Annotated in this window: 10 protein-coding genes; 1 reads left to right on the top strand and 9 read right to left on the bottom strand. The window is 50.4% G+C overall.

The features are described 5' to 3' along the window. Window positions 1–19: 19 nt before the first annotated feature. From TY10_RS20795 to TY10_RS20805, 3 genes are read right to left on the bottom strand one after another with little or no spacing between them, the layout of a single operon-like run. On the bottom strand, window positions 20–841 hold the full coding sequence (locus tag TY10_RS20795; protein WP_052350676.1) for an ABC transporter permease: 822 nt from the start codon (window positions 839–841) through the stop codon (window positions 20–22). Then, complete coding sequence (locus TY10_RS20800) at window positions 838–1,785, bottom strand: ABC transporter permease (RefSeq protein ID WP_042167723.1); 948 nt, start codon at window positions 1,783–1,785, stop codon at window positions 838–840. The genes TY10_RS20795 and TY10_RS20800 overlap by 4 nt, the downstream gene beginning before the upstream one ends. Window positions 1,786–1,787: 2 nt before the next feature. Next, the gene (locus TY10_RS20805; RefSeq protein WP_042167727.1) at window positions 1,788–3,407 is read right to left on the bottom strand and encodes an ABC transporter substrate-binding protein; all 1,620 of its coding nucleotides are present in this window, start codon (window positions 3,405–3,407) and stop codon (window positions 1,788–1,790) included. A gap of 159 nt (window positions 3,408–3,566) precedes the next feature. Here TY10_RS20805 and TY10_RS20810 point away from each other — a divergent pair, with 159 nt between their 5' ends. Then, the gene (locus TY10_RS20810; RefSeq protein WP_042167729.1) at window positions 3,567–4,328 is read left to right on the top strand and encodes a class I SAM-dependent methyltransferase; all 762 of its coding nucleotides are present in this window, start codon (window positions 3,567–3,569) and stop codon (window positions 4,326–4,328) included. Between the two features lie 786 nt (window positions 4,329–5,114). Here TY10_RS20810 and TY10_RS20815 read toward each other — a convergent pair. The 6 genes from TY10_RS20815 to TY10_RS20840 form a co-directional block, all read right to left on the bottom strand. Next, window positions 5,115–6,497, bottom strand: a complete 1,383-nt coding sequence (locus TY10_RS20815) for an MGH1-like glycoside hydrolase domain-containing protein (protein ID WP_155985999.1) — start codon at window positions 6,495–6,497, stop codon at window positions 5,115–5,117. An 18-nt stretch (window positions 6,498–6,515) separates the two neighbouring features. Next, window positions 6,516–7,406, bottom strand: coding sequence for a carbohydrate ABC transporter permease (locus TY10_RS20820; protein ID WP_042167731.1), 891 nt, complete (start codon window positions 7,404–7,406; stop codon window positions 6,516–6,518). Window positions 7,407–7,421: 15 nt separating this feature from the next. After that, entirely contained in the window at window positions 7,422–8,324 is a 903-nt protein-coding gene (locus TY10_RS20825) for an ABC transporter permease (protein ID WP_042167734.1), read from the bottom strand. A gap of 18 nt (window positions 8,325–8,342) precedes the next feature. Further along, window positions 8,343–10,022 carry a type 2 periplasmic-binding domain-containing protein gene (locus TY10_RS20830; RefSeq protein ID WP_042167737.1) on the bottom strand — a complete coding sequence of 560 codons (1,680 nt, stop codon included), beginning with the start codon at window positions 10,020–10,022 and terminating at the stop codon, window positions 8,343–8,345. 121 nt (window positions 10,023–10,143) lie between these two features. Further along, the gene (locus tag TY10_RS20835) at window positions 10,144–11,190 is read right to left on the bottom strand and encodes a response regulator (protein WP_042167738.1); all 1,047 of its coding nucleotides are present in this window, start codon (window positions 11,188–11,190) and stop codon (window positions 10,144–10,146) included. Then, complete coding sequence (locus TY10_RS20840) at window positions 11,165–13,015, bottom strand: cache domain-containing sensor histidine kinase (protein ID WP_042167741.1); 1,851 nt, start codon at window positions 13,013–13,015, stop codon at window positions 11,165–11,167. The genes TY10_RS20835 and TY10_RS20840 overlap by 26 nt, the downstream gene beginning before the upstream one ends. Between the last annotated feature and the right edge of the window lie 324 nt (window positions 13,016–13,339).

Below are 13,339 nucleotides of genomic sequence, written 5' to 3' on the forward strand. Positions count from 1 at the left end.
CGCTCACTCCTATCATCCGTTAATTCAATTGCAACCGGCTCCGCAGCCTCTCCCCGCAAATCTGGAACGCGACGGCCGTCACAAAGATCATCAATCCCGGGAAAAAGCCCATCCAAGGAGCAATCTGCAAATAGTTTTTGCCGTCCAGCAGCATCACACCCCATTCCGGTGAAGGCGGCTGAGCGCCTAATCCAAGAAAGGATAATCCCGAAAGGGCCAAAATAACCCGGCTAACGTCCAGAATAATCAGCGTCAGCACCTGAGGCATCATATTCGGCACGATATGCCGCCGTATCGCATGAAAACCGAAGGAGCCGCTCACCCGGCTGGCGAGCATATACGGCTCCTTTTTCACATCATGAACGAGGCCCCGGATAATCCGCACATATTTGGCCCACCAGGACAACAAGATGGCTGCATATACATTTTCCATCCCAAAGCCTAAAAAACCGATAATGACGATAGTCAGCAGCAGATTCGGAATGGCCGTGAACAGGTCTGCGGCACTCATAAGCAGCATATCCAGGCGGCCGCCGTAAAACCCGCTTATCGTGCCAAGAACGAGGCTGATGATCATCACGAGCCCTAGAACGATAAGGGCGGGAAACACCGAATATGGAATACCCGCAAGCACCCGGCTGAATAAATCCCGGCCTAAGTAATCCGTCCCGAAGGGATGGCTCAGGCTAGGCGGCTGCAGCTTGGCGGCATAGTCCGGCTCATAGGGATCGAACGGATGCAGCCAGGAAGCCAGAAGGCCAACGATAAGCAGCCCGGCTAAAAACAACAGTGCTGCCGTTGTCCATTTCTGTCCAAGCGCCAGCGAAAAAGCTTTTTTCACAACTCCCACCTCTGTTTATCCAGCCTTACGCGCCGGTCGGCCGCATAATAGCCAAGATCGGTCACGAAATTCAGAATGAAGATCGCCGCTGCCACAAGTAAGCTGCAACCCTGTATAGCCGGGTAATCGCGATTGTAGATCATATCCAGCATATAAGTTCCGAGCCCCGGGAAGCTGAACACATTCTCGATCATGACGGCCGCGCCGAAAAAGCCGGAAAAGCTCGTTCCGATCACCGTCAGCACCGGAATTAACATGGACCGAAGCAGATAGGACGGGTACAAAATGCGCCGCCGCAAGCCGCGTGCCCTCGCCGCCTCCATGAAGAAGGCATGCTTGTATTCCAACGTGAAGGAACGGACCATTCGGACAAAATAAGCGCCTTGAACGAGGCTGATCGCCGCTACTGGCAGCACATAATGGCTTACCGAGCCGTTGCCGATGATTGGGAACAAGGGCCACAGTACACCAAACCCGAGCGTAAGCAAAATCGCCAGCCAGTACAGCGGAACGGAAAGGCCGAGTATGGAGCCTCCGTAGACGACGCGGTCCAGCAGCGTATTTTCCCGGATGGCGCTGACGATCCCAAGCGGAATCGAGAAAAGAACGGTCACGATAAAAGAACTGGCAATCAACAGCAGCGTCGGCTGAAGCCGCGATGCGATTTCCTCCGTAACGGGCTGATCCGTTACAAATGAACGGCCCAAATGACCTTGAACCAGTTCAAGCAGCCACGAGGCATATTGCTGGACGAAGGACTGATCCAGTCCCCATTTTTGCTCATAGAGCGCAATTAAGCTCTCGTCAGGAACGGCTCCGATACCCTGCAGCAGCAAAGCTGCAGGATTTCCGGGGGCAAGCCGCATAAGCGCAAATACGAATAGTGTCAGCAAAAGTAAAGTAAACAGCAGGAGTCCAAGCCTGCCGACAGCATAGCGCAGCATCTCTATTCCTCAATCGTTAGCTGATGCCATTTGACCGGATTGTCTTCAATATCGCCAAACGCGAAGTTTCCGATCTTTTTGCTATGAATAAATGTCTGCTTCGTATAATAAATCGGCACGGTCATCGCTTCCTCATGCATCCGGCCGAAAATACGGTCGAAAATCGCCTGCTGCTCCGCTGTCGAAGTTGTTTTTGCGATATCATCCAGTTGCTTCGTCAAAGCTTCGTCCTGATAAGCGACGCCCGGCGTTTTATCCGTGTGGTAGAACAGCGATGTCAGGAAACGGTATGGCAGCTGCGCATCCGTATACGTCCGATACAGGAGCAGATCATATTCCTTGTTGGTCCACAGCGCATCATAATAGGCCGCACGCTCCAGGTTGGCGATGTCCACCTTGATGCCGATGTTTTTCATCTCACTTTGGAAAATCTCGGCCATCTCTTTCCACTCCGGATATTCCTCAGTCTGGATGACAAGACGAAGCTGAATTGGCTTGCCGTCCTTCTCATACTGCTTGCTGCCTGCATTCCACTGGAAGCCGGATGCCTCAAGCAATTGCTTGGCCTTGTCGGGTTTAAAGCCATAAGAAGGCTGATTGTCCGGTGTCACAAAAGCAACCGTGCTCTGGAACAGACCGGACACTTCGGCACCTTGGCCGTTCATCATTTTGCTAGTATCAGTTCCGAGGTTAATGGCCTGACGGACATTTTTATCTGCCAGGAAGGTGTTTTTCTGGTTGATGACCATGAAGTAAGACATCGTGCTCGCATGCTGCTCTACTGTGTACTTCGTGTTGTTTTCAAAAATAGGCAGGCTCTCATACGGGATGTTGCCTACTTCTCCGCCAGCAATATCGATCTCGCCATTCTGCAGCGCAAGCACGCGAGCCTGCGGATCGGTAATAACTTTGAACACCAGCTTGTATGGAGATGGCTTCTCCTTCCAATAGTGCTCGTTGGCAGTCAGGACGGTTTCCGCCCCCTCCTTGAAGCTGTCCAACTGCCATGGACCAGTGCCGATCGGCTTCACAAACTCGCCGTCCACAGCACCTGCGGGATTAACCGCGTTAGGACTCATCATTCGAAAAGGACGGGCTTGGCTCAGCTCGAGCAGAACCTGCGTCGCCATCTCCTTGAATTGGAGCACAACGGTATGAGCGTCCGACGTCTCCACCTTATCCAGCTTTCTTGCAATTTCGAGTGATGCATTCTCCTCATTTGCTACGGTGCGTGCCAATGAGAATTTGACAGCTTCCGCATTGAACTCGCTGCCGTCGGAAAATTCAACGTCTTCCCGCAGATGAAAGGTATAGGTCTTGCCGTCCTCCGACACCTCCCAAGCTGTCGCAAGACCCGGCTCGATCTTGCCGCCTTCCCCGAATTCAACGAGCGGATCATAGATTGCACTATGGACAGCCCTCGCTCCGTTATAGGTGGAAGCGTCGATTTTCTCCCCTTTGGAATCCTGAGTAACCGCAACTGTGATGCGCTTGGCGGCCGTTGCCTCCGGTTTATTCGTCGATGCTGCTGTACCTGGCTCCGTCTGCGACGAGCAGGCCGCCAGCAATAAGAGAAGTATCGTACTGACTGCGATGGCCGATCTTTTGAATGATTTTGACATGATGTCCTCCCGAATAAATAGTTGATAAATGCAGTTGAACAAGTATCGCTTGACTTCGATATCCAACTGATGATAGATTTTAATCGTAATAATTACTATTAGCAAGTATTATTTTTTATAACGGCTTCCACACGATATTTTTACACAAGGAGAGATTTTATGACGATCAGCAAGGAACAACAACTGGAGCATCAGCAATATTGGGATAAGGGAGCCGATATCTACGAAGAAATTGTGGAACAAGAATTTGTGAATGAGTCGGCCGAGAAGTGGACGGCGATTCTGAGCAAGCTGCTTAAGGATAAGCACGGGCTGCGGGTGCTGGACGTTGGTGCTGGTCCGGGCTTTTTCAGTGTTTTATTGACGCGGTTGGGGCATCAGGTCACCGCCATCGACTCCTCTACAGAGATGATCGCTAAAGCGAGGAAAAATGCAGAGAAGCATGGCTGTGATATTCGCATCATCCAGACTGATATTTTGGAATATGAGCCGGACGGTGTGTTCGATCTCATCATATCCCGCAACGTTACCTGGTTTTTGCCGAACCCTGTTGGCGTCTACCAGAAATGGTATCATTGGCTGGCCGAGGGCGGGCAGACGGTTATTTTCGACGGCAACTGGAACTTGTTCCTGACCGATCCGAAGGAAGCTGCCTTGTTCCAAGCGGCCAAACAGGAAGCAATCGCGGCCGGTTACGTGCCTTATCGTTCGGATGAGGAAATTTCGGAGGGCGACCAGATCGCCTTAACACTGCCGCTAACCTATGTGAAACGTCCCGCGTGGGACATCGATATGCTTAGCCACATCGGCTTCACCGACGTGACAGCTTGGCATGGATTCGATGCGGGACTATATGGCCCTGCTGAGCAGCTGCTGAACCAGCATCGGCCGATGTTTGCCATCGTGGCAAGTAAATCTTGATGGATGTTTGAGGTGACGGCGAGGCGGAGGTCATGATTCGTGCTCGACATGACCTCTGTGGCATCATAACTCTCGTATAGCGAACGTTGGTACGCTCTTTTGCGAAGTAGGTTCGCTTTACACCCCATCCTAACTAATCAAAATGCAAAAATACAGGTTGTTAGCCGGTTTTGGGCCGATTTATGGCATCAAAATGTAAAAGTGCAGGTTGATTGGTCAAAAACGGCTCAAATGTGCGAAATCTAGTGATTTCAAATGTACTTTTGCATTTTGATGGCGTTTTTGGACGATTTCGGGCTAATTAAAATGCACTTTTACATTTTGTTCTTCATGTAGCGCGGAAAGAGGAGTTAGTTGGGTAGGTGGTTCATTCGGGCGCGGGCAGGCGCACATGTGAGTTAGTTTTACTCAGGGCGGTAAGACGCGGAGCTTTAGTTGGTTCACTTGAACGCGAGAAGCCGTATGTTGAGTTCGTTGCGCTTGTGCACGGGGAGGTGTCCGGTTTGATTGGTTTCGATCGGACGCTCGAATGCCAGCAGGTTAGGTTTGTTTAGCTTTGAACGGGAAAGCATACACGTTAAGTTGGTTGGACTCGTTTAGCTTTGAGCCGGAAGGCATGCACGTTAAGCTGGTTGGACTCGTTTAGCTTGTGAACGGGAAGGCGTGCACGTTAAGTTGGTTAGTTGATTCGTTCACTTAGGCGGGTAAGGCCTACTGGTTAAAGCCAATTACCCTCAAACGCAAAAAAGCCGTCAGTCCATGAAATGGACTGACGGCTCCCGCTGTTTAGACAACAGTTATAGTATGCGTCTCGCCTGGCGCTACTTCGACTTCGGCCACGAGATAGGTGCGGCCGAGCTCGTCTCGTTCTACACTTGACGGAATGGCATTGCTGTTATGGCTCAGCGACTGCCCTTCCGCTGCCTTCGCTGCTTCTATGCGGAACTTCGCTTTCCAGTGCAGGTATGCACCGGAACGATTGCTAAATTCTGAATGAGCCGCACCCTGATGCTTGACTCCAATTACCCGGCCAAGCACCGGGACATTCGACAGCTCTGCCCAGGTCAGCTCTCCTGCCAGCTTGGATTCAGTCGTCACGCCGGAAATGCCGTCTGCCGAGATACCCATCAGACCAGACACTACCGCACCAACTGCCGAATAAGAAACCTCAGGATATTCGCGGCGATCAAGACCGGGCTCCATCAGCGCTTTCAAGCTACCCAGCGCCTCTGCGTCCTTGCCTCCGCGGTAATACGTTTCCGGCAAGTAGGACATGCCCTCCACATTGGAAGCGCCTCGCGCGATCGCTTCGCGCAGAGCGCCTTCCCGCTTCTCCGCATGATCGATGACGCCGTAATAGAGCGGCAGGAATTGGCCTTCTCCAGCTTCAGATGCAATAAAGGCACCCTTCTGGCTCAGAGCAATATAGAAGCAGCCATTGCTCTCATCCCACCATTGCTCCTCCAGCCGCTTACGCAGCTCGGAGGCTCTAGCCGAATACTCAGCGGCACGTGCTTCCCCTTGCCCTGTCAACTTCACGATCTCCGCATATGCCTCATATCCCGCGATCATAATCGCTATGAGATCGGCGCCGATTTTCGCGAACTCGCCTGCTTCATTATAAGAAGCCAAACCGCGGCGCCCGTAGGCCGCCTCGTATTCAAGAATGCCGTCTCCGTCTTTATCCCAAGTCTTCACATATTCTGTAACGGACAAGTCGTAAAACTTGCGCAGCACCGGATTGTCCAAATACGAACGGTCGCCCGTCCACAAATATTGCCGGTAGCAGGCATCAATCACATCGAAGTTGGCCGGGAGGTTGTACCAGAAATCCTGGTCATTCTCATAATCGACCGGAGCCGGGAGGTTGCCCCCCGTGATCTCCCAGTACGTGCAATAGTCTCTCGTCTCGCTAATATTTTCGGCGAATTTCTGCATCATATTGCGGGTATGCGCCTGCAAACCCAAGACTGCAGCACCCAAGCTTTGATGAGAAACGTCCCGCATGCAGAACGCCTCTCTGCCCGGCAAGGCAGCCTCATACCAGAGGCCGACAGGATCTTCGCCGTGATGCGCATAGAAAAGCGCTTGAGCTTTCGCCCATTCAAATCCGGCATTCAGCGCTTCGTCATCCGACCGGAACGTAATTGCGCCTAAGGAATTGTTCATGTTGTTGTTCATCATCAATTATCCTTTCACAGAGCCGATCGTCAAACCGCCGATAAAATATTTTTGCAGGAACGGATAGACAAGCAAGATCGGTACTGTAACGAAAATGGTTGTCGCAGCCCGCAGCGTCAATGGCGTCATGCTTTTGAACTTCTGGAACAGCAGCTGCTGATCCATAATTTGCTGGGATGCTTCCACTTCCAGAAGCAGCCGCCGCAAGTAGACTTGAAGCGTATCGAAGTGACCGCTGGAATTGTACAGTACAACATCGAACCAAGCGTTCCAGTGACCAACCGCCGAGTAGATCGACACGGCAGCAAATACCGGCAGCGACATCGGAATCACGAGACTTAGATAGATTTTCATCTCCGAAGCCCCGTCAATTCTCGCAGATTCGAAGAGCGCATCAGGCAGCTCGGAAATATACGAGGACATCAACAGCATGTAATAGGCGCTAATTAAAGTAGGAATCCAATAGACATTAAAGGAATCCGTCAGCTTCAAATTGACCATCAACAGGTAGATTGGAATCAATCCGCCGTTGAAGTACATCGTGACAAGAAACAGAACCCGCATGAACTTGCGGCCGGAGAAATGACGGATACTGACGATGTAAGCGAGCAGGCCCGTAACGAACAAACAAGTAACCGTGCCTACTGCAACCCGCAGCACCGACCAGCCGAAGCCTTCCAGCAGTTTATCGTTTTGAAGCAGAAGCTTGTAGGCATCCAAGGAAAATTCCCTCGGGAAAATGTAGATCCCGCCTCTTGCCGCATCTGCCCCGTCGTTCAGGGACAATGCCAGCAAATTCAAAAACGGGTAAGCCATAATGATGCCAAACAGCAGTAAGACAACGACGTTCACGATGTCGAATAGCCGTTGAGGGATGGTTGTCGAACGTTCGTTCATCCTTATTGCTCCTTTCTAGAAAATCGCAGTTTGCATATAGCGTTTCGAAAGCTTGTTCGCAACGATGACCAGTGTCAGTCCGATTAAGCTCTTCATTAAGCCAACGGCCGTACCGTATGAATAATTACCGAACTGAACGCCGAACCGGTATACGTACGTATCAATAACCTCGTAGTAGTCCCTTGTTGTCGGGCTGCCGAGCAAGAGCTGCTGCTCAAAGCCTGCGTTCAGAATGCCGCCAAGCGCTAAGATGAACAACAGAACAATCGTGGAGCGAATACCTGGCAGTGTAATATGCCAAGCCAGACCAAAGCGCCCGAGTCCGTCTACCTTGCCCGCTTCGTATTGCTCACGGTCGATGCCCGCGATTGCGGACATATAAATGATAGAGCTGAAGCCGACATCCTTCCACACATTACTGGAGGTCAAGATCGCCCAGAAGTATTTGCCTTCTCCAAGAAACTGAATCGGGTTGTGAATAAAGCCGAAACGCTGCAGCAAATCATTGATAATTCCATCGTTGCCAAGCAGCGTAAAGGCAATGCTGGCGACAACGACCCAGGAGATAAAGTAAGGAATGTAAGAGAGCGATTGAATCGTTTTCTTGAACGCGCGGTTTCTCACCTCGTTAAGCAATAAGGCAAGAATGATCGGCGCCGGAAAACCGATAAGCAAGTTGAGCATACTAATAACAATCGTATTACGCATAATCATCCAGAAATCAGGTTCCTGAAAAAACCGGATGAAGTTGTCAAAGCCTACCCAGTTCCCGAACATCGTCTGTCCGGGAACGTAGTTTTGAAAGGCAATGATCAAACCGTACATCGGGAAGTAGGAAAAGACGAGCACCCACAGTATGATAGGCAAGCTTATCAGCCAAATTTGTCTCTCTCTGGAAAAGCGTCTAAGGTAGTTCATGATTCGGCTTCCCTCCTGCTATCCGTTTATTTCAGCTTTGCAAGATTCTTTTTCATATTCTTCCGTGCGGTATTTCTCGATATCGCTCAAGCCGATTTTTTGCGCTTTGCTGCGCAAATCTTCGAAGTTTTTAATCGCATCTGCTTCGGATTTCGACATTACGATTTTCGCAAAGCCGGTTTTAATCAGCTCTTCGATTTGCTGATTTTTAATCGTCAGCGGATTGTCGTTAGCAAAGATTACGCGGCGTTCTGTGCTTTCATAGATCGTGTCGGCAACATTGTCGAGCATAAGCTTTTTCCACTTATCATCTGCGTTAAAGTTCTGGTCATACCAAGCCGTACTCTTGTTGTCGTCACTAAGCAGTCCTTGCGGGTAAGCCAGCCAGAAAATGTTGCTGCCGTTAGCAGCTTCCGTTTTCTCGTAATCCAGATCTCCGGCGAGCAGTGCTTGCTTCGCAGTATCATTGAACGACCACTTGCCGCCTTCTTCAAAATTCCAGTAGGAATCGGTGATGTTCGGAATACCCCAGCCCATCAGGCGAGTACCCATCGGTGTCATTGTGAAATCAAGGAATTTAATAATGTCTTCAGGCGATTTCGCTTTGTCCGTCAGAACGGTGTAATTCCAGCCATGCGTATCTTTAGGCGACAGGTATGCTTTTTCTGCACCTTGCGCTTTGAAAGCAACTTGTACGTAACGTTTGTCTTCTTTGTAGTTCGGATCTGTCGTACGCCATACCTCGTGGCCCGCATTCCAAGACTGCCACCATGGACCGATATGTCCGGCAATCCGCTCGTTGGAGAACTTCGTTCTCCAATCCTCGAACTTGTTGACGAAAGCGTCAGGGTCCATCAGACCATCAAGGAAGAAACGGTTGTAGTACAGAGCAGCCTGCTTGCCTTCTTCCGTATTCAGCCAGTGCGTCAGATTATGATCTGCGTCTTCTTTATAGCCGTCTTGCAAGCCCCAGAAGCCGATTGCATTGTTGACCTTCACATCCGCGTTCCAAGACAGGGCATACGTTTTTTCGCCATTGGCGTTAGTCGGATGCTTCGCCACCATTTGCTTCAGCACATTGTAGTAATCTTCCGGCGTTTTGATCTCCGGCGCGCCCATCTCCTGGTACCAGTCCCAACGAATGTGGGCCGTAAAGTCCGGGATCGGAAGGTAGCCCCAGCCGCGCGGAATGCCCCACAGCTTGCCGTTCTCATCCAGGTAGGAGGCATAACGGTCGCCCAGCGCTTTCTTAATGTTTGGACCATATTTATCTACGAGAGGAGCCAGGTCCATAATTTTGTTTTGCGCTTTCCACTGGGAAATCGCAGAATCGTCCAGACCTGCGATCACTTCCGGATAGTCACCGGATACCAGCATCAGGTTCAGCTTTTCTTTCGGTTCCACATCAAGTGTCGTCCGTTTGATATCCACGTTGAATTCCTTCAACAGATAGTCGTGAAAAGCGGCTTGTTTCTTCTCGATTTTATCCGGGTTGCCTTTCTCCGCTTGATAGAAGTGGATTTTTGTCGTTTTGGCCGGAAGCTGCCAGCCGAATGCGTTTACAGAAGTTGTCCCGGTTGAACCTTCTCCGCCGTTCTCCGGTTTTCCGTTGCCTTCGTTTTGCGCTTTGCCGCATGCCGATAAAATCAATACGGTTCCAACTATTATGGTCATCAGAAGAGCGACTTGCCGTTTCATAGATGAATCCCCCTAGTTAAATAAATATGTCCTTGCAAAAGCTATTGTAGTAAACCGGGAACCCCATGAGAATGGCATTTTCGTTGCGCATATGTCGTTTTCATTAGGAATGTTAGCGGTTTCATAATTGCTGCATATTTTTTCGGTACTCCGTGGGTGTCAGTCCGATCTGCCGTTTGAACCTTTTCGTAAAATGAGGATAGTCGGGATAACCGCAGCGCTGCCCCACCTCATAGGTCTTCAAATCGCTGTGCTGGAGAAGCTCTTTGGCATGCTCCATGCGAATATGCGTCAAGTAGGCGATATACGACATTCCGGTCTCCTCCATCAGCATGTGATAGAAGTGAGTTTGCGAGATGCCAAGCGGTGTCAGCACCTTTTCCAGATTCAATTCGCTGTCCGAAAAGTTCTCCTTCAAGTAGTCAATCGCTTGCTGGATAACGCTGCGTTTCCCCCAATTGCGCTTATCCCTGATTTCATGCAGCCCGGCCTCCAGCCATTCCGAGAACGATACCGCAGCTTGTCCGTAATCGGAAGCATCGAAGGGAAACGCCCATCCGACAAGCTGATATTGCGGCTGTAAGCGATTCTGAATCAAGGATGCCGCATCGCGAAGCAGCGAGATGCGCTCCTCGGCCGCCACGTCAGAATCGTCGAGCAGCCGCAGCAGCCTGCTGACGTCCTCACGGACGCCTGCTTCATTGACCATCCATAGCTCGTTGCCGATACGCTCAGCCGCAAGGCTGATCGGAGCAATCAGCTGGTTTTTGATCATGGCCGACTGACGTGACCTCATGAAGCGATCGAAGCGCTTCTCCACGAGCCAAAGAACCTGCTCCTGACGCATCGGCTTCAGAATATAATCTGCTACCCCATGCCTTAGAGCTTCTTGCGCATATTCAAACTCCCCATAGCCGGACAAAATAATAATATCCATCTCAAAGCCGTCCTGGCGAAGTCGCTGGATCAGCTCAATTCCGTCCATGACTGGCATGCTGATGTCGGTAATGATCAGATGCGGCTGCTCGCGCTCAGCCGCTTGCAGCGCTTCCGCTCCATCGGACGCTTCTCCCACGATCCGGTAGTGTGGGCTGGCCCCCGTCAAAATTTTACGTAAACTTTTTTTGCTCATCGCTTCATCATCAACGAGAAGAATTCTGTAGATCATCGCTGTCCGCTCCTTTGCTTCCATTCTGGTGCTGCTCCGATTCCAAAGGCAATAAGATGTCGATACAGGTGCCGTCTTCTCCAGAGGTTGAGATGAACAAGCCGTAGGGCTCGCCGAAAAGCATCCGAATTCTAGTATGCACATTGATCAGCCCGATAGACATTTTGCCATCCTGCGGCGGTTCATGATTCATCAGCTTGTCGAGCGGCAAATCGAACAGATCGTTGTATGCTTGCAGTACAGTCTCATCCATTCCTTTGCCGCCGTCCTCGATCGAGATCAAGCTCCCAGCGGCAACGTCCATCTCCGATATTCGAATATAATTGGGCGGTATTTTATGCTTCTGAAAGCCATGCTTGAAGCTGTTTTCCACGATAGGCTGGAGCATCGAACGAACAGCCAGCGTCTGGCGGCCATACCGCTGCTGAATACCGATTGTATAGTTCAAAGATTCGAAGCGTTCGGACTGGATAGCCAGATACGCTTCGATATGCTGTTTTTCATCCCATAAGCTGACGATGTCATTCGGATTCTGAACGTTGTAGCGGAACATATCGCCAAGCGATACGATCATCCGGCTTATTTTATCGTTGCCTTCCACAATGGCGCTAGAGTTAATGAATTCCAGCGTATTATATAGAAAATGAGGATTAATCTGCGCCTGCATGGCATGTAGCAGCGCTTCCTTCTGCTTGACCTCCAGCTCCTTCTCCCGCAGTTCGGAGACATGTACAATTTCAACAAGCCGCTTGAGCTCCTCCACCATCTTGTTGAAGCCGCGGTACAGACTGCCTACCTCGGCGCCTTTATTTTCAGGTGCGCGTACACTAAGCTCGCCAAGCTCTGCCCGTTTCATCAAACGCAGCATCGTCAGCAAGGAATTGCTTAGCGAATACATAACCGCACTCGCGATCAGCATGACGATAAAGAACAGCACGAGGAAAAGGATCGTGGAGAGCCTGCTGACTTTCAGCAACGATTCGTTAAGCTCGCTGAGCAGCACCTCCGAGAACAGCGTCAACCCGGTGCTGCTGGAACGGAAGAAGACGACAAGCCTATTGCCTTCCTCTGTCGGCATCGTGAACGTGCCTCGCCACTGCTCTCCCATCGCCTCCTGGTAGGCTTGAGGAATCAATCGCTCCGCCCCGTAACCGTTCGGATGATAGGCCGTCTTTTGTTCCGGATCTGCAATCCAGATAAAGCCGGTTTTGCCGATGCGGACATTTTGCGTAATGTTGATCACTTCCGTCAGCTTTAGATCGACAATGAGCATACCGCTGCTGTCCTGATTGCCGTTCAAGCCGTTAAACTTAAATGCCATCGCAAGAAAGGTCGGCCCGCCTTCTTCTTTCTCCAGCCCCATAATCGTAAATTTGCCGTTCTCTTTAATCCGGGAATTATATAAGCTGAACCGCCGCTCCGCCGACATATAACTGGAGGAAGAGACAGCGATCCCTTTACTCGTGACAAGCGAAATGCCGTGAATATCTTCCCTGTTCGTCATGATCGGATTGAACAGCTTGCGCTCTACCTGTTCGGAAATCTGAAAACGCTCGAATGATTCCGACAGCTCATCGTTTAGAAAAGTGGAAGTCAGATCGTTGACGAGCAGCGGATACGTCCAGCGCTGCACTTCTTTGAAATACGTGTCCAGATGATCATTAACCTGATTAACAAGCTGATAGCTGGAGCCCACTGCATTTTCCTTAATCGCCTTATACGATTTCTCATACCAGAACTGGCCGAGCAGCGGCAGCGGAATATATAGAACCATCATTAAGATGATAATTTTTTTGCGCAGAGATGCTTGTTTGAAAATGGACATGCTTGTCCGCCCCTTCATGCAGAAATTCATGCTGTCATCTGTATTCCTCTCATTATAGAGGATATTGCTGCGGACGAAATTGGATTAGAATCGATTGAAAGCGATTGCTAATGATTTTGACATATTCGTGATGATTTAGACATATCGGGTGAAAAAACATTTTCAGCCCTGCAAAAGCGCATGAAAAAGCCGGACCTGAACGGTCCGGCTTCGCGTTTCCGCCGTGAAGGCGGCGTCTACTTTCTTGCTGCTACGACTGGCTCTAGTCGCTGCACGGATACCAAAATGCAAATGTACATTTTGAAAAGCCTTAAACCAGCCAAA

Origin of the sequence: Paenibacillus gorillae, assembly GCF_000513275.1 — a bacterium.
Lineage (GTDB): Bacteria > Bacillota > Bacilli > Paenibacillales > Paenibacillaceae > Pristimantibacillus > Pristimantibacillus gorillae.